The 19,597-nt window shown below is 69.5% G+C and carries 14 protein-coding genes; 7 read left to right on the top strand and 7 right to left on the bottom strand.

Annotation, left to right across the window (positions count from 1 at the left end; translation table 11 throughout):
• Positions 1 to 95: 95 nt before the first annotated feature.
• The 4 genes from ACZ6SD_RS28665 to ACZ6SD_RS28680 all read right to left on the bottom strand — a co-directional run bounded on the left by ACZ6SD_RS28665 (position 96) and on the right by ACZ6SD_RS28680 (position 4,863).
• Positions 96 to 1,070 (bottom strand): phage baseplate protein, encoded by a 975-nt coding sequence (locus ACZ6SD_RS28665; RefSeq protein ID WP_465320125.1) that lies wholly within the window; start codon positions 1,068 to 1,070, stop codon positions 96 to 98.
• Positions 1,071 to 1,137: 67 nt separating this feature from the next.
• Positions 1,138 to 1,551 carry a hypothetical protein gene (locus ACZ6SD_RS28670; protein ID WP_465320126.1) on the bottom strand — a complete coding sequence of 138 codons (414 nt, stop codon included), beginning with the start codon at positions 1,549 to 1,551 and terminating at the stop codon, positions 1,138 to 1,140.
• Positions 1,552 to 1,692: 141 nt separating this feature from the next.
• Positions 1,693 to 2,490 (bottom strand): DUF1684 domain-containing protein, encoded by a 798-nt coding sequence (locus tag ACZ6SD_RS28675; RefSeq protein ID WP_465320127.1) that lies wholly within the window; start codon positions 2,488 to 2,490, stop codon positions 1,693 to 1,695.
• Between the two features lie 135 nt (positions 2,491 to 2,625).
• Positions 2,626 to 4,863, bottom strand: a complete 2,238-nt coding sequence (locus ACZ6SD_RS28680) for an exo-alpha-sialidase (protein WP_465320128.1) — start codon at positions 4,861 to 4,863, stop codon at positions 2,626 to 2,628.
• Positions 4,864 to 5,023: 160 nt separating this feature from the next.
• Here ACZ6SD_RS28680 and ACZ6SD_RS28685 point away from each other — a divergent pair, with 160 nt between their 5' ends.
• Both ACZ6SD_RS28685 and ACZ6SD_RS28690 read left to right on the top strand, forming a co-directional pair.
• Positions 5,024 to 7,945: an AfsR/SARP family transcriptional regulator gene (locus ACZ6SD_RS28685; protein ID WP_465320129.1), complete on the top strand. Its 2,922-nt coding sequence runs from the start codon at positions 5,024 to 5,026 to the stop codon at positions 7,943 to 7,945.
• A gap of 153 nt (positions 7,946 to 8,098) precedes the next feature.
• Entirely contained in the window at positions 8,099 to 9,250 is a 1,152-nt protein-coding gene (locus tag ACZ6SD_RS28690) for a hypothetical protein (protein WP_465320136.1), read from the top strand.
• A gap of 527 nt (positions 9,251 to 9,777) precedes the next feature.
• On the opposite strand, the gene ACZ6SD_RS28695 is transcribed toward ACZ6SD_RS28690, so the two are convergent.
• The 3 genes from ACZ6SD_RS28695 to ACZ6SD_RS28705 form a co-directional block, all read right to left on the bottom strand.
• Entirely contained in the window at positions 9,778 to 11,262 is a 1,485-nt protein-coding gene (locus ACZ6SD_RS28695) for a sialidase family protein (protein ID WP_465320137.1), read from the bottom strand.
• A gap of 17 nt (positions 11,263 to 11,279) precedes the next feature.
• Positions 11,280 to 12,149 (bottom strand): M23 family metallopeptidase, encoded by an 870-nt coding sequence (locus tag ACZ6SD_RS28700; protein ID WP_465320138.1) that lies wholly within the window; start codon positions 12,147 to 12,149, stop codon positions 11,280 to 11,282.
• 271 nt (positions 12,150 to 12,420) lie between these two features.
• Positions 12,421 to 13,374, bottom strand: a complete 954-nt coding sequence (locus tag ACZ6SD_RS28705) for a TauD/TfdA dioxygenase family protein (protein WP_465320130.1) — start codon at positions 13,372 to 13,374, stop codon at positions 12,421 to 12,423.
• Between the two features lie 180 nt (positions 13,375 to 13,554).
• On the opposite strand from ACZ6SD_RS28705, the gene ACZ6SD_RS28710 reads away from it, so the two are divergent.
• The 5 genes from ACZ6SD_RS28710 to ACZ6SD_RS28730 all read left to right on the top strand — a co-directional run bounded on the left by ACZ6SD_RS28710 (position 13,555) and on the right by ACZ6SD_RS28730 (position 19,289).
• Positions 13,555 to 14,577 (top strand): ABC transporter substrate-binding protein, encoded by a 1,023-nt coding sequence (locus ACZ6SD_RS28710; RefSeq protein ID WP_465320131.1) that lies wholly within the window; start codon positions 13,555 to 13,557, stop codon positions 14,575 to 14,577.
• Complete coding sequence (locus tag ACZ6SD_RS28715) at positions 14,577 to 15,398, top strand: ABC transporter ATP-binding protein (protein WP_465320132.1); 822 nt, start codon at positions 14,577 to 14,579, stop codon at positions 15,396 to 15,398. The genes ACZ6SD_RS28710 and ACZ6SD_RS28715 overlap by 1 nt, the downstream gene beginning before the upstream one ends.
• A complete protein-coding gene (locus tag ACZ6SD_RS28720) occupies positions 15,395 to 16,261 on the top strand; it encodes an ABC transporter permease (RefSeq protein WP_465320133.1) in 867 nt (288 codons plus the stop codon). Before ACZ6SD_RS28715 ends, ACZ6SD_RS28720 begins: the two co-directional genes overlap by 4 nt.
• A gap of 430 nt (positions 16,262 to 16,691) precedes the next feature.
• The gene (locus ACZ6SD_RS28725) at positions 16,692 to 17,867 is read left to right on the top strand and encodes an ROK family protein (RefSeq protein WP_465320134.1); all 1,176 of its coding nucleotides are present in this window, start codon (positions 16,692 to 16,694) and stop codon (positions 17,865 to 17,867) included.
• A 90-nt stretch (positions 17,868 to 17,957) separates the two neighbouring features.
• Positions 17,958 to 19,289: an LLM class flavin-dependent oxidoreductase gene (locus tag ACZ6SD_RS28730; protein ID WP_465320135.1), complete on the top strand. Its 1,332-nt coding sequence runs from the start codon at positions 17,958 to 17,960 to the stop codon at positions 19,287 to 19,289.
• The last annotated feature ends 308 nt before the right edge of the window (positions 19,290 to 19,597 follow it).

The raw sequence follows: 19,597 nt of genomic DNA on the forward strand, positions 1-19,597 counted from the left end.
TACGAGCGGGTCACTCAGCGGGTTGATCGCGAATAGGCCGAAAGGAGGACTCCGTGATCGACAGCCGGTTGGTAGAAACCGGCAAGCGGCCCCGGTCAGACGAGGACGTTCTTGTAGAACAGGTTGCTGCGGCGGTCGCCCGCCTCGCCGGAGGCGAAGCCGAGGAAGAGACGGGTTTCGCCCGCCGCGGTGCGGTAAATAGCCATGCCTTCGGGTTCGCGGTAGACGAGGGTGGAGCCCGCGCGGGTGAACGCGCGTTGGGTCATGGCGCCGGTGTTGACGTTCAGGCTGGAGACGTGGGCGTCGCCGGGGTAGGGGTTGTCGTCGCTGTAGGCGGTTCCCTCCAACTGGTACACGTACTCGCCGTAGAGGGTGTAGCCCTGGAAGACGCCGCCCCCGGTGGTTTGCGGGACATCCGCCAGGCGGTTCGTGTAGTTGCCGCTGGCGACCTCGGCGACGTTGAAGACGGCGTAGCGTTTCCCGCCGCCGGTCTCGTAGCGGACGGCCATGCGGTTGTTGACCGGGTCGATGGCGCAGGTGGTCTCCAGCGCGCCCGCGACCGGTGAGTGCTTGACGAGAGCGGACGAGGTGTTGCTCAGGGTGGCGCCGTTGCTCCAGCGGAACCGGGCCAGGCGGGTGCCGCGGGCGTTGCTGTTCACGTCGACTTCCGTCCACAGATAGGTGGTGGAGCCGACCGGCTGCGCCGCGATGGACACGCCGTGCCCGAATCCGGTGAGGTACATATAGCCCAGTTCGTTGCCGGAAAAGTCCAACTGGGTGACGCACAGGTCGCCGCTGTCGTCCGGGGAGCCGGATTTGAGCTGCGCCACGAACAACCGCCGGTTGACGATGTCGAAACAGAACGACTGCTGGACGCGCGCGTCATGCAGGGTCGCGTGCCGGAAAAGGTCATACGAGGGCTCGGTCAACTCAAATCGCGGAGACGACGGCACCACGGCGGACGCGGTGGCCGCGCCAACGGTCGAGCCGAACACAACACCCGCGGCGACTCCACCGCCGACCCGGAGCGCGCGGCGGCGGTTCAGCAGGGGGGAATTGTCATCAGTCATGTTTTCCGCTCCGTTGTCGGGACCGCGGGCGGCGGGTGGGCCCCACCGCCCGCGGCGTCAGCACTTGTCAGTCGAAGTAGTCGACGTGGTACGCGCCCGCGTCATTGGTTCGGATGTAGAACTCCGCCCGGTTGTTGTCCCCGTCGACGTACGCGCCGATGTCGTTCCAGGTCTCGCAGCCGCCTTCCACCTGGTATCTCGTGCTGCCGACCTTCTCGTCGGGGTTCGACGGGTCGTGCTCCCACAGTTCGTACCAGCGGCTGCCGGAATTGCTGTAGACGCAGACCTGGAAGTTCCCACCCGAAGAAAGACCGAAAAAGTCATCACTCGCGTAGACACCGTCTCCGACGTAGCGAAAACCGCTGCTTCCCACCGGGTCCCACCCGGGGCTGGCCGAGGCTGTCGAGGGCAGCAGCGCCGTGCCCGCCAGTGTGGCGACAGCCACACCAGCGGAAACGGCATAACGACGCACATTCACCATTTCTCGCTCCTTCGCTCGACTTCTCCCGAACACGTCAATCGGAAGAAAGACCGGCCGCCGCGTTCACGGCCTTCCCACAATTATGTCCAAGCGCGCGAAGGAATGATTGACGCACAGTCGACAATCTCCTTGACTCCGCGTCTACTGGTGCGCCTGCGCTTCCTGTTCGTAGGGAATCCGCTCGCCCGCTTCGACTGGGAAAGGCAGGTGGTTGCCTTCCGGCGGAAGCGGGCAGGTGGCATAGGGGGTGAAGGCGCACGGCAGGTTGGTCGCGCGGTTGAAGTCGAGGACGACCGTGCCGTCCTCGGCGGGGTCGGCGACGGCCAGGGAGCGGTTCGCGGCGTAGGTGGTGACGCCGCTGGTCTTGTCGGTGAACAGGATGCTCAGGCCGGATCGCTTGCCGTTGAAGGCGGTCAGGGTGTGCTCGACGCCTTCGTGGGTGAACCGGACGATCCCGGGGGAGGTGTAGACGTGGGTCAAACCCGCGACGACCGCGCCGACGGTTGTCGGGCGGGGCTGGTCGAAGGGCTCGTAGCGGGCGGAGAGCGCCCACGCCGGGTCCGGCGGGTAGGACGGCACGCCGCGGAAGCCGAGGACCGCGGCCGCCTTCGGGTCGTGCGCGCGGATGAGGTGTCCGCCGCGGCGGGCGACCTCGATCTCGACGTCCCCCGCCGCCACCCGGGTGCCGGGGCCGCTGTTGACCAGCGTGAACCGGCGCACCCCGGTCAACCGCTCGCCCTCGTGCGTCAACTCCGCGCCGCGCGGGTCGACGTAGGCCGCGTCCGCGTCCTGCCACCACAGGCCGGGCAGTCCGGAGTAGGCGGCGGGTTCCTCCCCCAGCCAGTCCAGCGACACCAGCGCCAGCCACCCGTGCGGGTCGGCCAGTTCCCGCTCCCTGGCCGTCTTCCACTCCTGCCACCGCGTCGCGAACGTCTCCATCGCGGTTCCCTTTCGCCGTCGTACCACCGATATCCGGGCCAACGGCGAGACGGGGCGGCTATTCCGCGTCCCACCTGCCGGACGGGCCTCGGGGGCGGCGCGCCGGGCGCCGCCCCCGAGGGAGGGAACGGGAGATCACCAGCGGGGTGTGATGGTGATCTGCCCGCCCCAGCTCTCCTGGCGGATGCCCGTCGCGCTGCTCCACGACCAGTGGCTCACCGTGCCGTCCGCCGCGGCGCCGAAGACGTGCTGGACGCCGCCGACGAGGTGCGACACCGGGTCGGAGTGGACGGCGCCGGGCCAGACCGCGTAGCGGACGCCCTCCGCGCTGCTCCACCACCAGTGGGCCAGCGTGTTGTCCGCGGTGCGGGCGAAGACGTGCTGCTGCGAGCCGTGCGCGAACGACGTCGGCCGCCCGGCGAGCGGGGTCGCGGTGGTCCAGACCTGTCGGGCGACCACCTGGGTGCCCTCGTCCCAGAACCAGTGCGCGAGCCGGTGCTGGCTGTCCGCGGCGAAGACGTGCTGCTGGCCGCCGTGGACGAAGGCGGTCGGAGTGCCGGTGACCGTGCCACCCCAGGTCTCGTGCCGGACGCCGGGACCGGGGGTCCACCACCAGTGGTGCAGCTGCCCGTCCGCGCCCCGCGCCCACACGTGCTGCTGGTCGCCGTAGCGCAGCGCGACCGGGTCGCCGGTCAGGCTGCCCGCGGCGGCCCAGGTCTGCTGGCGCAGCGACGAGCTGCCCGAGTCCCACCACTGGTGCAGCAGCCTACCGTCGGCGGTGCGGAAGAACGCGTGTTGCTGCCCGGTCGTGACCAGGGCCGCGGGCGCCCCGGCGACGGTGCCAGCGGGTTGCCAGGTCTGCTGGACGACCGAGGCCGTGCCCGGGTTCCAGAAGCGGTGCTGGAGGCTGCCATCCGTGCCGCGGACGAACACGTGCTGCTGCGTGCCCGACTCGAACGCCACGGTCTCCCCCGCCACGCCGGTCCCCCACGTGCCGCGCTTGACCGTGCCGGCCGGCTCCTCGAACCAGTGGCCGAGCCCGCCGGTGGGCGTGGCCGCGAAGAAGTGGAGCTGGTCGGGGTCGGCGGTTGCCAGCGCGCCGGTGTGCTGGGCGAGGGTGATGCCCGACGCGTTGTCCGGCAGGTCCAGGTCGGCCTCGGTGAACGTGGCGAACTGGACGAACTCGTGCTGGCCGTTGACCCCGGCCTCATACAGCAGGCCGTACCGGCCGCCGGTCAGGTCGATCAGGTCGGTGTAGGCCGCTTCCTCGTCCCACACCCGCAGGCCGTCCTCAGTGGACTGCCAGGTGCGGCCGCCGTCGAACGACGAGCGGATCGTCATCCGCGCCCGCGTCGAGCCGGTCGGGCCCGCCATGAGCACGCGGTCGTAGCCGTCGCGGTCCTGGGCGCGGATGCCCAGCAGGGCGACCGGCGACCCGTTGTCGGGCAGGTCCAGCGACGGGAGCAGCGCGAACGCGCCGGTGAATGTCGCGCCCTGGTCGTTGGATACCGCGTACGCGGCCCGGTCCACCGTCGAGTCCGCGCCCTCCTCGTTGCGGCCCACGACGAACAGGCTGCCGTCGGTGCGCTCGTAGAGCGTGAGTTCCTGCACGCCGATCTCCGGCTCGGCGGTGTGCGAGGACGCGCCCACCCGCCAGGTCGTGCCGCCGTCGTCGCTGTAGATCACCGCGCCGCCGCGGTCGGAGACGAACGGCGTGCCCGGCGCGACCCGGTACCCCATGGCCACCGCGAGCCGCCCGGCGTGCTGGCCGCGGGTGAGCTGGATGCCGCTGCCGGGGCCGACGCCGATCTGCCCGGCGTAGAGCGCGCCCCATTCCGGCTTCCACAGGCTGGCGGTGATCTCGCGGCTCGCGCCCCAGGTGAGGCCGTTGTCGGCGCTGGACTTGACGTAGATGCGGTCGTAGTCCTCGGTGTAGAGCAGGACCACGCGGCCGGTGCCGGAGTCGACCACCGGCACCGGGTTGTGCGGGAACGAGTTCGCCGTGTGCCGGACCAGCACCCGCAGCGCGCTCCAGGTCTTGCCGCCGTCGGTGGACCGCTTGGTCACCAGGTCGATGCGGCCGCTGTCGTTGCAGTTGTCGAAGTGCCCGCCCGCGAAGGCCACCAGCGCGCCGTCGTTGGCCCGCACGATCGCCGGGGCACGGAAGCAGAAGTAGCCCGCCGCGCCGCCCGGCTCCCGCTCGCCGTTCACGAAGACCTTGACCTGACCGGGGATCTGCGCGGCCGCGACGGACGGCGCGCCGACCACCGCGACCAGCGCCGCGAGCACCGCTAGGACCGCGGTCAGGGCTGCCGTCCGAAGTTCGCCGCGCCGTCTCGTCGACCGCGTCTGGATCGCTGCCATGCGTCTCATGCGGTGCAGGGTCGGGCATCGGCGTACATGGGACGTACAAAAGTGTCCGCCGGAATCACACTCGCCGGTCAGCGAATCCGCCATAGGATGAAATCGGCTAGGGGTGGGCAATCACGGGGGCAGTGGGGGCATCACGCACGTGCGCGCGATCCGATTTCAGGTGTTGGGTCCCATCGAGGTCAGCGTCGACGGGCGCGGAGTCGCCCTGGGCGGGGCGAAGCCGCGCGCCCTGCTGGCCACGCTGCTGCTCGACGCGGGCAACACCGTCTCCACCGACCACCTGGTCGACGTGCTGTGGCCGGACCGGCCGCCGCGCTCGGCCGCGGCGAACATCCGCACCTACGTGCACTTCCTGCGCCGGAGCCTGGCCGAGCACGACCCGGAGCTGTCCGAGCGCATCCAGAGCAGGCCGTCCGGCTACATCCTGCGCGCCGAGCCCGACGAGATCGACAGCGCCGTCTTCGAGGCGCTGGTCGCCGACGCGGGCCGGGCGCTGGCGGACGGCGACCGGGAAACCGCGCTGGACCTGCTGATCCGCGCCGACCAGCTATGGCGCGGCACGGTCCTGGCCGACCTGCCGCACAGCCACGCGTGGGGTCCGGCGCTGGCCCGGCTCACCGAGTCGCGGCTCTCGGCGCACGAGCGGCGCGCCCGGGTCCGCGTCGAGCTCGGCCGCCACGGCGAGGCCGCGGCCGAGTTGCGCGGCCTGCTCGCCGACAACCCGCTGCGCGAGGAGCTGTGGACCCAGTTGGTCACCGCCCTGGCCGCGGACGGGCGGCGGGCCGAGGCCATCGCCGCGTACGCCGAGGCCGAGCGGGTGCTGCGCGCCGAACTCGACGCGGGCCCGGGGCCGCGGCTGCGGCGGGCCAGGGCGGCGCTGGGCGAGCCGTCCGACCTGTCGCCCGTCTGCCAGCTTCCGTTGGACCTGCCCGATTTCACCGGCAGGCAGGCGTGCGTGGCCGACCTGGTGGCGCTGCTGCGGGCGGGCTCGCAGGCCGGGCGGCCCACCGTGGCGGTGCTGTCCGGCCTGCCGGGCGTCGGCAAGTCCTCGGCTGCGGTGCGGGTGGCCCACCAGGTGCGCGCGGACTTCCCCGACGGCCAACTGCACGTTGACCTCGGCGGCACGACCCCGGCGCCGCGCAGGCCAGCGGACGTGCTCGCCGAGCTGCTGCGCGCGCTGGGCCTGCCGGACACGGCGCTGCCCAGGGGCCTGTCCGAGCGGGCCGCGCTGCTGCGGTCCCGGCTGACCGGCGCGCGGGTGCTGATCGTGCTCGATGACGCGGGCGACGTGGCGCAGGTGCGGCCCCTGCTGCCGGGCGCTGGCGCGTCGGCGGTGCTGGTCACCAGCCGCACGCGGCTGCCGGACCTGTCCGGCGCGCACCCGGTCGACCTCGACGTGCTGCCGCTGGACGAGGCGGCCGGGCTGCTCGCGAGCTTCGTCGGCGCGGCCCGGGTCACCGCGGAGCCGGACGGGGCCACGGCCATCCTGGAGTCCTGCGGGTACCTGCCGCTGGCGATCCGGGTCGCGGGCGCCCGGCTGGCGCATCGTCCTCAGTGGACACTGCGGATGTTCGCCGACCGACTCTCCGACGAGCACCGGCGGCTCGATGAGCTGCGGGTCGGCGACCTCGCGGTGCGCGCCAGCGTCACCCTGAGCTATGACCAGCTGCCCGGCAGCGCCGCGCGGGCGTTCCACGGGCTCGGCGCCCTGGGTCCGGTGCGGTTTCCCGCGTGGGTGGTCGGCGCGGTGCTGGACCGGCCCGCCGCGGACGACGTGCTCGACGTCTTGGTCGACGCCCACCTGGTCGACCTGGTGGCCGCCGACGCGACCGGGCAGCCCCGGTACCGGCTGCACGACCTGCTGCGCGTCTACGCCGCCGAGCGGGCCGAGGCCGAGCCGCGCGCGGTCCGGCTGGAGCGGGTGCGGCGGGTGCTGGAGGGCTGTCTGTCGCTGGCCTTGGCCGCGGCCGAGCGCATGTCGGTCCACTTCTTCGGGGTGATCGGGGCGCCGCTGCCCGCCGCGCTGTGGCGGCCCGCGCGCGCCGACGATCTCGTGGCCGACGCGGCGGCGTGGTTCGAGGCAGAAAGCAGCACGGCGGTGGCCATGATCGAACTGGCTGAGGCGTGGGGGCTGGACGACCTGGCCTGGCGGCTCGCCGCGGCCTTCGCCCCGCACTTCGACCTGCTCGGCAGGCACGACGACTGGCTGCGCACCCACCGGGTCGCGCTGGCCGCGGCGCGCCGCCGCGGCGACGAGCACGGGCAGGCGATCATCCTGCGCAACCTCGGTCAGGTCCACCTCTACCAGGACGCCTACGGCGCCGCGCTGGCCGCGTTCGACGAGTCGCGGCTGCTGTTCGGCCAGGTCGGCGACGACCGGGGCGCGGCGATCGCGCTCGCCGGGGCGGCCACGGTGCTGCGGGTGCGCGGCGAACACGACCGGGCGCTGCGGCACTGCGTGGCGGCACGCGCGCTGTTCGCCCAGGTCGGCGACCGCAACGGCGAGGCCGTCGCCGCGCTCGCCATCGGCAACGTGCACCTGGCCCAAGGCGACTGGGACGCGGCGCAGCGCTGGTTCGAGCAGGGCCACGAGCTGGCCACGGCCATCGGCGACCGGCACCGCGAGGCGCACGCCCGGCACCGGCTGGGCCTGCTGCGCGGCCTGCGGGGCGAGTTCGACGCGGCCCGCGAGCACCTGGCCGCGGCCGTCGCGCTGTTCACCGAACTGGGCGACGACCACTGCGTGAGCTACGCCCAGCAGGCCCTCGGCGAACGGCACCTGCGCGCCGGGGACGTGGCCGCGGCGTACCCGCTGCTGACCGACGCGCTGGCCGCGCACCGCCGCAACGGCGACCGCCGCTCCCAGGCCGAGGTCGCCGAGCTGCTTGGCGAACTGCGGTACCGCCAGGGCGGCTACGACGAGGCCGCCGCCAGCTTCGACCTCGCCCTCGGCCTGTGGCGGCAGCTCTCCGCCGACGCGGAGGAAGCGGCGCTGCTGGAGCGGCTGCGGCTCGCAACGGAGGTCGAACGCGGGCCGTTTCCGCTGCCGCGCCGCCGGAAACGGGTCACGTCGTCGGCCTGAGCGTTTGTACGGATCGTGTAGCCCTGGTTCGCAGACTCCCGACATCGGCACGTCCCGTGCCCTGTCGAAAGGGAGTTCCTGGTGACCTGGAAAACCGGCCGTGCGCGCGCGAGGATCGTCCTCGGCGTCGCGGCGCTGACCATACCGGCCGCGATGACGCTGGCCACCGGCCCGGCGCAAGCGGCGCCCTCGTCCTCGGCGTGGTGGGCCGATTTGTCCACAGTGGATGGTGATGACGTGAACGTCCGCTTCAGCGGCGATGGACTTACCTTGCGGGACCCCGCTTCGCGGTCTGGTAACGGGCAGGTTGAGGGCTACCTGCTGCTCGGGGAACGAGAGCTTGAGCGGCCGGTGAACCGGATTTCCGCCGAGACCGAGGCGAAGGTTCCCTCGGGAGCGGCGGTAGAGGTGGATGTGCGCGGCAAACTCGGTCCGGAGGACTGGACCGAGTGGACGCCCGCGACCGGTGGGGCGGCGATGCTGCCTAGACCGGTGGACACCGTGCAAGCACGGGTGCGGCTGACCGCTGACGGCGCCGCCCCTGCGGTGTCCGGGGTGCGGCTCGTGGGGGATTCGGTGGCGCAGGCTCAGGTCGCGGCCGCTGCGGCTCCGCTGACCTATCGAATCTTCGCCACCCGCGAAGGGCTGGTCGGCGGGACCACCGCCAACGGCCACGTGATCACCAGCCGGGATCACTTCGTGGCACTGCCGTCCGGACGGGCGTTGGCGCCCAAGGGAACGGGGAACTACACGGTTCGGGTGTGCCGCACGGACAACAGCCGGTGCGAGTACGCGCCGGTGTGGGACGTCGGGCCGTGGAACACTCGGGATGACTACTGGAACCCTTCCGCGGAACGGCAGATGTGGAAGGATTTGCCGCAGGGGAAGCCGGAGGCTCAAGCGGCGTACCAGGACGGGTACAACGGCGGCAAGGACGAGTTCGGGCGCCGGGTGGGGAATCCCGCCGGTATTGATCTGGCGGATGGGACGTTCTGGGACGGGCTCAAGATGGTCGACAACGGGTGGGTGAATGTGTCTTACCTGTGGACTGGGTCTGGGGCTACCGGGGTGGTTTCCACTGCGGGCGATCCGTTGACGGTGCGGGCTGGCGCTAGCACTACCGCTGGCGTGAAGGGGCTTGCCGCGAATCACGCGAAGGTGATCGTGGAGTGTCATGTTCGGGGGGAGGTGGTCACTGGGCCGTTCGGGACCAGTGACATTTGGGATCGTATCGGGCCTGGGCACTATGTGTCGGACACTTATCTGCGGACTGGGTCGGATGATCCGGTTGCTCCGGCTTGCTGATTGGTCGGTTTGCTGCGACGCCCCCGAAGGGTCTTCGGGGGCGTTCGCTTGTGTGGGTCTGCTCGATGGGGTGGAGTGGTTTCTTCGGGGCCCCTACGAAGGAAGATCGCCGTGTGAAAGACGGGTGGGAAGCCTACGGCCTCACACGCGCAGCCAGCTTAGCGATCTTCCTTCTCCCCCGAAGAAACCACTCCACCCCATCGAGCACCTGGCAGGGGCGGTTCGGCTTGGTAGGAGCGTGGGTTCCTGTGGCAGTCGGGCTTGTTCGCTGTCTCCGCTCCCATCAAGTGCCTGGCAGGGGCGGTGCTGCCTGGTGGGAGGGCGGGACGGCGAACCCGTCCTCCTGCCACCCGCGCCACAACTGTCACCGCACTGCGGCCTGCCACCCGAAGCCACACCGGCCACCCGCCCTTCCCATCGAGCCCAGGCACGGGAACAAGTGGGCCTGTGGCAGACCGATGCCCCGGAGGCTGTGGCCTTCGGGGCATCGGGGTAGCACTTTTCTTGGTCGTCCTTTTGGGACTGGGTCAGCCGCAGTGCTCGAAGGGGCTTTCGTAGGAGGCTGTGCCTGCTGCGCCGCCCCATTTGACGCATTTGCCTGCGGCGGGGGCGGTTACTGGGCCTGCGAAGTAGGCGAAGTTTCCGCCGTCTGTTTGTCGTGGGGAGCCTTGGACTTCCAGGAAGGCCGAGGTGGGGGTGGGGGCGCCTACCGAGGTCGTCTTTGTCGTTGCCACGCAGTTGGTGCCGTTGGCTGGGTTGTAGGCCAGGTAGGCGGTGCCCGCCGTGCCGAGGGGGGCCGAGTCGATCACCTGGTAGGGGCTGCCGCAGACGGGGGCGCCCAGGGTGGTTGTGGTTACTGTGGACCAGCGGATGGTGGCGTTGGCGTTGCCTGTTGGGCCTGCTTCGTACAGGACGCCTACCGAGGTGTCGGTGAGTTGCACCATGTCCGAGTAGGCGGCGTCCTGGTCCCAGACCAGGACGCTTTGGGGCTTGGTCAGCCAATTGCCGCCTTCGTCGAAGGAGGATCTGACTACCAGGTCTTTGCGGCGGTCGCAGATCGACGGTGCGGTGAACAGGATGCGGTTGTGTTGTCCGGCCTGGTCTGTCGCGGTCATGCGCACTACCGAGCCCTGTACGGGTGGGGCGATCAGGTCTGGCTCGAAGGTGAACCGTTTGCTGAAAGTGGCACCGCCGTCCGAGCTGATGGCGTAGGCGCGGTTGTCCCGGCCCCCGTTGAGGCAACGGTTGCCGCCGCTGTTGGCGTTGTTGCGGGCGGCGGCGTAGATGCGGCCGTCGGTGAGTTCCACCAGGTTGATTTCCTGGGGGTTGAGGGCCGTCGTGGTGCTCGTGTCGGTCGCGCCACGGCGCCAGGTGATTCCCTGGTCGTCGCTGTAGATGATGGCGCCGGTGTTGTTGCCGCTAATGGAATAGCTCATTCCAGCGACGAGTCGGCCCGCGTGCTGGCCTCGGGTGAGGACCAGGCCGTGCGCCGGACCGGTGGCCAGCCAGCCGGGGGCGGTGGCGAAGCCAAGGGCCTGGGTCAGCACCTTGGGCGTGGTCCAGGTGAGGCCGTTGTCGTCACTGTGCTGGACCCGGGGAATCCGGCCGCAGGCTGGGTTCGCCACGCACTGCATGGTGGACAGCAGCACGATCCGGCCAGTCGACGGGATAACGATCGGGGTCGGGTTGCCCTTGGTGTCGCCGTGGCCCTCGATGACGATCTTCGGCAGGCTCCACGTGCGGCCGCCGTCAGTCGAGCGTTTGACCACCAAGTCGATGTCGCCCGCGTCGGAACAGAACTCAGCGCCGCCGTTGCGGCCTTCGGCGAAGGCCAGCAGGTCGCCGTTGGCCGCCCGGACCACGGCCGGGATGCGGAAGCAGTCGTAGCCCTGCGACCGCTCCTGGTAGACGACCGTGTTGGGAACGGCGTTCGCCGCGATGGCGGGGGTGGGGGCGGCCACCGCGCCCGCGAGGGTGGCGGCGGCCAGAACGGCCGCCGCCCGCGTCAGCATTCGCACGTCGAAGCCTCTCAGCCGCAGTGCTCGAACGGACTGTCGTAGGCGACCGTACCGACCGAACCGCCCCACTTGACGCATTTGCCCGCCGCCGACGCGCTGACCGGGCCCGCGTAGTAGGAGAAGCTGCCGCTGTCGGTCACCCGTGCCGACCCCTCGACCTCCAGATAAGCGGAGGTGGGGCTGGCGGTGCCGAGCGAGGTGTTCTTGGTGGTGGCCACGCAGTTGCGGCCGGTGCTCGCGTTGTAAAGCAGGTGCACCGTGCCCGACGCGCCGCCCGTGCCGAGCGGGGCGGTGTCGATGACCGAGTAGCCGCTGCCGCAGATCTCGGTGGCGTCGTACGGGTTCGCGCTGCCGCCGCCCTCACAGGTGTTCCTGGAAGTGATGTCCTGGTTCGGGTAGCCGAAACGCACCCCGTTGAAGTAGGCGGGCTGGATGTTGGACGGCCAGGTCCCGTCGATGCGCACCTCATAGTGCAGGTGCGCGGAGATGTTGTTGCCGGGCTTGCTGGTCTTGCCGACGTCGCCGATGCGCTGCCCCTGCCGCACCTGGTCACCCAGCGCGACCGCCCGCACGTTCAGGTGGGCGTAATAGGTGTACCAGCCGCCGCCGTGGTCGATCTTGACCAGATTGCCGAACCCGTTGGCCGACCCCTGGTGCGCCGAGATCACCACCCGCCCCGCCGCGGCGGCGACCACCGGGTCGCCCAGGTCCGCGTCGGCGCTGCTCCCCCGGTTGAAGTCGATCTCCCACGACTGGTGGGCGGAACTGTTGTCCGAGTCGCCGTTCCACGTCTGGCTGCACGGGAACGGCAACTGGAAGTTCGGCCGCGGCCCCACCGCCGACGCCGGAATGCTGATCAGCGTGACACCCGCCAGGGTCATGGCGACCAGTGCCAACACCATGGTTCTGAGCTTCATCTGTGGTCCCTTCCGTGCTGGCTCCGGCTGGAGCCGCCGCGAGCCTGGTCGGGGGACGCACAAAATCCGTACAACCGATCGTCACCAGCGACGACCTGGCTGACCGAAGGGGTGAAAAGCGGGCGGCGCGGCCAGCGAGTAAGGCCACGGCATGACCACCGCGCACCCGATCGCCGACCGGTCGGGTGCGCGGTGGACGTCGAACAGGGTGTGCCCGGCGGCCGGTCCGCACCCCCTACTGGCGCGACCCGTTCGCCGACGGGGAGAAGGCGGACGCGTCACCGCGTCGGGGGGTGCTGTGGACGCCCGTCACGCTGGTGGGGACCGTGCCCGCGAGGGTGACGCGGTGCAGGCGGCGGTACTCGTTGTCGTAGTCGGCCACGCCGTAGTGCTGAGTGGCCCGGTTGTCCCAGATGGCGACGTCGCCGTCGGACCACTGCCAGCGCACGGTGTTCTCCAGGCGGGTGACGCGGTTCTGCAGGATCTGGAACACCGCCTGCGACTCAGCGCTGGTCAGGCCGACGATGTGCTTGACGAAGTGACCCAGCAGCAGCGACCGCTCACCGGTCTCGGGGTGGACTCGCACGACCGGGTGCTCGGTCTCGTACCGGTCGGAGACGAACTCGTCGCGGTATTCGCGCACCTTCACGTCCACGCCGCCGATGCGGGTCGAGTCGATGTTGGCGGCGTAGTCGTAGACGTTGGTGTGCACCGCCCACAGCGTGTCCACCAGCGCCTTGAGGGAGGCGGGCAGGTCCTCGTAGGCCTTGACCGTGTTCGCCCACACCGTGCTTCCGCCGTACGGGGGCAGGGCGACGGCGCGCAGGATGCTGATAGCGGGAATCCGGTCGATGAAGGTGACGTCGGTGTGCCAGCTGTTGGCCTTGCCGTAGTCGGAGTCGATCGGCAGGACGTTCGGGTCGTCCTTGCCCTTGACCGTGGGGTGGGCGAGGGTGGGCTCGCCCAGCAGCCGGGCGAACGCGAGCTGGCCCGCGTCGTCAAGGTGGTGTTGGCCGGAGAAGAACACGACTTTGTTGGCCAGCAGCGCCGACCGGATCTCGGCGACGGTGTCCTCGGCCAGGTCGCCGCCGAGCCGCACGCCCTCGACGCGCGCGCCGATGTCCGCGCCGAGTTTGACGACGTCGATTCCGGACCGGCTGACGGGGGGCGTGTCCAATTGCGTGCTCATGGGCTGGTTCCTTTCCGCTTTGTCAATGTCAACGTAGGCAGCCGAAACCGGCCGGAACAAGTTTCGGCGACGCGAAAATAAGTCTTCCCAGCACGCGGAATCGGTTGACCCGGGATGCGGGCGATGCCAGCGTACGAACCAATTCCCGTGTCCAGAGCGCTGGCACTCGCGCAGATAGGAATGATCGTGACGACCACCCGACGGAGTTTTCTCGGCCTGGCCCTGTTCGGCGTCACCTCGGCCACCGTCGGCTGCGGCGCCGCGGCGACCGGGTCGGGCGGGCAGACCAAGACGCTGCGCTACCAGGGTTGGGCGGGTGATGTGATTCTGCCCGAACTCGCCGCGGACCTCGGTTTCCTCGGCGACGTGACGCTGGAGTGGGTCGGGAACACGATCAGCGGCCCGCAGGACATCCAGTCGGCGGCCACCGGGCAGGTCGACTTCGGCGGCGCGTTCAACGGCGCGGTGGTGAAGCTCAAAGCCGCGGGCGCGCCGATCAAGTCAGTGATCGGCTACTACGGCGCCGACCCGGACGCCTACAGCGGCTTCTTCGTGCTCGATGACAGCCCCATCACCGGCCCGCGCGACCTGATCGGCAAGAAGGTCGGGATGAACACCCTCGGCGCGCACCACGAGGCGATGCTGGGCATCTACCTCAAGCGCAACGGCCTGTCCCCGGAGGAGATCAAGAAGGTCGAGCCGATCGTGGTGCCGCCGGTCAACACCGAGCAGTCGTTGCGGCAGAAGCAGATCGAGGTCGGCGTGCTCGGCGGCATCCTGCGCGAGCAGGCCACCGAGCGCGGCGGCGTGCGCAAGCTGTTCTCCGACTTCGACCTGCTCGGCGCGTTCACCGCGGGCACCTACGTGTTCACCGAGCGCTTCATCAAGGCCAACCCGGACACGGTGCGCGCGTTCACCACCGGCGTCGCCAAGGCGATCGAGTGGAGCCGCACGACGCCGCGACAGCAGGTGATCGAGCGGAAGGTCGCCATCATCGGCAAGCGCGGGCGCAACGAGGACCCCGGCGCGATCAAGCACTGGAAGTCCACCGGCGTAGCGGAAAAAGGCGGCAAGATTCTCGACCGGGAACTGGGCCTGTGGGTCGACTGGCTCACCGACCGGGGTGAGATCAAACCGGGCCAGGTGAAGGTCGCCGACCTGTACACCAACGAGTTCAACGATGTGGCGAAGGGCGGCGCGTGATGTCCGATTCCCCACACATCAGTTTCCAGAATGTCACCAAACGGTTTCCGGTCAAGGACGGCGCCACCCGCACCGAGTTCACCGCCGTCGACGGCGTGGACATCGACGTGGCCCGGGGCGAGTTCCTGGTCGTGGTCGGCCCCAGCGGCTGCGGCAAGTCGACGCTGCTGGACCTGCTCGGCGGCCTGACCACCCCCAGCGCGGGCAGCATTTTGCTCGACGGCGAGCCGGTCACCGGCCCCGGCCTCGACCGGGGAATCGTGTTCCAGCAGTACGCCCTGCTGCCGTGGCGCACCGCCCTGGGCAACGTCGAGTTCGGCTTGGAGGCGATCGGCGTCCCTCGGCGGGAACGGCCAGCACGAGCCCGCGTTTTCCTCGACCTGGTCGGCCTCACCGGCTTCGAGCAACGCCACCCCCACGAACTATCCGGCGGAATGCGCCAGCGCGTCGCCATCGCCCGCAGCCTCGCCTACGACCCAGCGGTCCTGCTGATGGACGAGCCCTTCGCCGCCCTCGACGCCCAGACCCGCGAGTCACTCCAGGACGAACTGCTCCGAATTTGGCGGCGCACCAACAAAACAATCGTGTTCATCACCCACTCCATCGACGAAGCCGTCTACTTGGGACAGCGGGTAGCCGTGCTCACCTCCCGCCCCGGCCGGGTGAAGCACGTCGTCCCCATCACCCTCACCGACCGCACCACCGCCCCCGATGTCCGCTCCAGCCCCGAGTTCGCCCACCACCGCCACGAAATCTGGACCCTCCTCCGCGACGAGGTTTCCCGCGCCCAACAACAGGAGAAGGAGGTGGCCGGAGCATGAGCGCGCCCACCATCACCAAGCCCCACCCTCACCAGAGGAAAACAACCGCCCCCACCGTCCCCACCACCCCCACCCACCCCAGCAAGGCCCGCCGACTCGGCACCACCCTGCGCACCGCCATCACCAAGGTCGCGGCGATCCTCGCCCTAGTGGCCCTCTGGGAAACGGTCCCCCGACTGGGTTTGGTAGACCCCACGTTCCTACCACCATTCTCCCAGGTAGGCGCAGCCTGGCTAGACCTGCTCACCAACGGCCAACTGGCCACCAACACCCAAGCCAGCCTGACCCGCTCCCTTTCCGGTTTTGCCCTAGCCGTCCTGATCGCGGTCCCCCTGGGCCTCCTGATCGGCTGGTACCGCCCAGTCGCCAACCTCCTTTCCCCACTACTGGAGGTCTTCCGCAACACCGCCGCCCTAGCCCTCCTCCCTGTCTTCATGCTGCTGCTAGGAATCGGCGAAACCTCAAAAATCAGCATCGTCCTCTACGCCTGCACCTGGCCAATCCTCCTCAACACGATCACCGCCGTCCGCACCGTGGATCCCACCCTCCTACGCCTGGCGAAGTCCATGAACCTCTCCGGCCCCCGCCTGTTCCAGAAGGTGATCCTCCCCGCATCCGCCCCCACGGTGTTCACCGGAATCCGCCTGGCAGGCTCGATGTCAATCCTGGTCCTGGTAGCAGCGGAAATGGTAGGAGCAAAAGCAGGACTCGGCTACCTAATCAACGCATCGCAGTACAACTTCGCCATCCCCCAAATGTACGCGGGCATCATCACCATCTCCGCCATCGGCGTAGCCTTCAACCAACTCCTCATAGCCCTAGAACGCAAATTCACCTCCTGGCGAGTCCCAGTAGGAACTTAAGAGGCACACCCGCGTCAACCAGACCTCACCGCACCCAGCTCGATGGGGTAGACCGAGCAGCGAACCCGCTCTACTGCCAGCCCGCGTTCCTGCCAAGCCACCCTGCTGCCAACCGCCGCCCGGCCCTGCCAGGTGCTCGATGGGGTGGAGTGGTTTCTTTGGGGGAGAAGGAAGATCCCTAAACTCGCCGTGGTCGTGGGGCCGAAGGCTCCCCACCCGTCTTTCCCACGACGGGATCTTCCTTCGTAGGGGCCCCAAAGAAACCACTCCACCCCATCGAGCAACCCCACCCAAGCAGAGACCAGCAACAGCGTCCACATCGTGGTCCACCAACACCACCCCTTGGAGCCACCCCAACCCCCCTGCCACCATCACACCCATGCACCCCGCCCGCACACCAGATCACCGCCGCTCATCCAGCGCGTCGATCATGCTGCGAGCGGTCCTCGAACACGGCCCCACCGCCCGCAGCACTATCGCCCGCGTCACCGGCCTGAGCCCCGCCGCCGTCACCCGCCACTACACGGCCCTCGCCGACCTCGGCCTGATCACGGAAGCGTCCGATCCCCTCATCTACCGGGGCATCGGAAGACCTCACACCCCCGTGGACATCGACACCGACCGCCACATCGTCCTCGGCCTCCACATAGCCCACGACTACAGCACCATCGCCGCCTTGGACCTCCGCGGCCGAATACGCGCACAGCAACGCATACCGCACACCAACCCCGACCCCGACCACGTCCTGGCCACCGCCGCGAAACACCTCGCCACGCTGCGCGCCGACCAGACCCCACTCGGCCTAGGCGTAGCGATAGGCGGCTGGGTGGACCCGGACCGCGGCATCCTGGTCGACCACGCTTCCCTGGGCTGGCACGACGTCCCCATTGTCGAAACGCTCACCAAGCACACCGGGCTAACCGTCCGTGTAGACAGCCACGCCCGCGCCTTGGCCCACGCCGAGCGACTCTTCGGCCCGGTGCGCGCGGGCTCGGTCGTGCACCTGTTCGTGGGCAACGTGGTCGACGCCGCCATTGTGACCGGTGGCGAAGCGCACCGCGGCCCCCGCTCGGCGGCGGGCGAGATCGCGCACCTCCCCCTGGGCGACCCCGATGTCCTATGCCACTGCGGCAGGCGCGCCTGTCTAGAGGCCACGATCTCCGAGCGCGCCTGGGCCACCCGTGCCGCCGCCCGCGGCATCATCCCCACTCCGTCCATTGTGGACCTGGTCGCCGCGGCGCGGCGGGGATCGTCCGCGGCGCTGGCCTCGCTGCTCGACCGCGCCACCATGGTGGGCCGCGCCGCTGCCGCCCTGTTCGACTTCGTCAACCCGGATGTGCTGGTGGTGACCGATTCCGGCGCGGCCTTGCTGCCGGAATATCTGACCGCGATCCAGGCCGAGGTCGGCCGTTCGTCGCGGGTGTGCCTCGATCCGGCGCGCAGCGTGCGCGGCAGCGGTTTCGACGCGGCTTCCGTGCTCGGCGTCGCGGGCGGCACCGTGCTGCTGGCCGAAATCTACGCCGACCCACTATCCCTTTCGGACGCTCTGCCGCTGTCGGCGGAACCCTTCCCGATCGAGCGCGTTCCACTTCGTGGGCTGAGTTAATTTCGTCCCGCGCAATATTGCGCGGGCAGGCAGGCCGCGGCGATAGTCGGCTGGACCCGATCATCTTCCGCCGAAAGCCGAGAAATCTCCATGAGCGAACGGAAACTGCACCTCAACGCCTTCCTGATGGGTGTGGGACACCACGAGGCGGCTTGGCGGCACCCGAAGACCACGACCGCGGTGCCCGGGGTCGCGCATTTCCAGAACCTGGCCCGGATCGCCGAGCGCGGCACGTTCGACTCAGTGTTCCTGGCCGACGGCGTGCAAATCTGGGGCGATGTGCGGCACAGCATCGCCAACCAGTTCGAGCCGGTCACCCTGCTCACCGCCCTGGCCTCGGTGACCGAGCGGATCGGCCTGATCGCGACGGCGTCCACCGGTTTCAGCGAGCCCTACAACCTGGCGCGGCTGTTCTCCTCCCTCGACCACATCAGCGGCGGCCGGGCAGGCTGGAACATCGTCACCACCGCGGGCGACCGCTCGGCGCAGAACTTCAACCGCGACACCAACATCGAGCACACCCGCCGCTACGAGCGCGCAGCGGAGTTCCTCGACGTCACAACAGCACTGTGGGACAGCTGGGAAGCAGACGCCCTAATCGTGGACCCACCCTCCGGCGTCTACGCCGACGACACCAAAGTCCACGAAATCAACCACCGCGGCGAATGGTTCTCCGTGCGCGGCCCCCTCAACGCGACCCGCAGCCCCCAGGGCCGCCCCCTATTGGTGCAGGCCGGTTCCAGCACAGACGGCAAGGCCTTCGCGGCACAATGGGCGGAAGCCGTCTTCACCGCCCAACAAACCTACACCGACGCGGCAGCGTTCTACACCGACATCAAACGCCAAGCCGCAGCGGCAAACCGCGCCCCAGACCACCTCAAGGTGCTCCCCGGCATCGTCCCAGTCCTCGGCGGCACCGAGGCGCAGGCCCGCACCCTAGCCGAGGAACTGGACGACCTGATCATCCCAGCCCGCGCCATCCGCCAACTAACCGAACTAATCGACATAGACCTAACCAACCACCCCTTGGACCAGCCCCTGCCACCCCTACCCCCCGTGAGCCGAATCAACGGCGCAAAGAGCCGCTTTGAACTGATCCGCAACCTAGCCGAACGCGAACACCTGACCTTGCGCCAACTCCTAGCCCGCCTAGGCGGCGGCCGCGGCCACCAAGTCGTGGCAGGCACCCCAGAACAAATCGCCGACCATATAGAACACTGGTTCACCCACGGCGCAGCAGACGGCTTCAACATCATGTCCCCCCTACTCCCCTCCGGCCTAACCGACTTCGTAGACACAGTCGTCCCCCTACTACGCCACCGCGGCCTATTCCGCTCCGAATACGAAACAACAACCCTGCGCGGCCACTACGGCCTCCCCCACCACCCCAACCGCTTCACCCGCAAGCCACTGGCCTCTTAGGACTCAACCTGCCAACCAAGCCCACCCCCACCACCCGCGTTCCTGCTACCCGTTGCCGCAGCCGCCCTCCCGCCAACCGCACCAACGCGCCAGGTGCCCGATGGTGCGGAACAAGCGGCGAACACGCCCTAACCAAGCCGAACCCACGCCCGCCAGGTGCCCGACGGTGCGGACCGAGCAGTAAACCCACGCCCCCACGAAGCCGCACCCGAGCCTGCCAGGTGCTCGATGGGGTGGAGTGGTTTCTTTGGGGGAGAAGGAAGATCCCTAAACTCGCCGTGGTCGTGGGGCCGAAGGCTCCCCACCCG

This window comes from Actinokineospora sp. NPDC051303 (assembly GCF_055586285.1).

Bases quoted from the DNA above. Each gene is read 5' to 3' on its own strand.
- ACZ6SD_RS28720 (WP_465320133.1), top strand. From the start codon at position 15,395: ATGAGCGCGCCCACCATCACCAAGCCCCACCCTCACCAGAGGAAAACA.
- ACZ6SD_RS28675 (WP_465320127.1), bottom strand. From the start codon at position 2,490: ATGGAGACGTTCGCGACGCGGTGGCAGGAGTGGAAGACGGCCAGGGAG.
- ACZ6SD_RS28665 (WP_465320125.1), bottom strand. From the start codon at position 1,070: ATGACTGATGACAATTCCCCCCTGCTGAACCGCCGCCGCGCGCTCCGG.
- ACZ6SD_RS28715 (WP_465320132.1), top strand. From the start codon at position 14,577: ATGTCCGATTCCCCACACATCAGTTTCCAGAATGTCACCAAACGGTTT.
- ACZ6SD_RS28730 (WP_465320135.1), top strand. From the start codon at position 17,958: ATGAGCGAACGGAAACTGCACCTCAACGCCTTCCTGATGGGTGTGGGA.
- ACZ6SD_RS28695 (WP_465320137.1), bottom strand. From the start codon at position 11,262: ATGCTGACGCGGGCGGCGGCCGTTCTGGCCGCCGCCACCCTCGCGGGC.
- ACZ6SD_RS28680 (WP_465320128.1), bottom strand. From the start codon at position 4,863: ATGAGACGCATGGCAGCGATCCAGACGCGGTCGACGAGACGGCGCGGC.
- ACZ6SD_RS28670 (WP_465320126.1), bottom strand. From the start codon at position 1,551: ATGGTGAATGTGCGTCGTTATGCCGTTTCCGCTGGTGTGGCTGTCGCC.
- ACZ6SD_RS28700 (WP_465320138.1), bottom strand. From the start codon at position 12,149: ATGACCCTGGCGGGTGTCACGCTGATCAGCATTCCGGCGTCGGCGGTG.
- ACZ6SD_RS28710 (WP_465320131.1), top strand. From the start codon at position 13,555: ATGATCGTGACGACCACCCGACGGAGTTTTCTCGGCCTGGCCCTGTTC.
- ACZ6SD_RS28725 (WP_465320134.1), top strand. From the start codon at position 16,692: ATGCTGCGAGCGGTCCTCGAACACGGCCCCACCGCCCGCAGCACTATC.
- ACZ6SD_RS28705 (WP_465320130.1), bottom strand. From the start codon at position 13,374: ATGAGCACGCAATTGGACACGCCCCCCGTCAGCCGGTCCGGAATCGAC.
- ACZ6SD_RS28690 (WP_465320136.1), top strand. From the start codon at position 8,099: ATGACGCTGGCCACCGGCCCGGCGCAAGCGGCGCCCTCGTCCTCGGCG.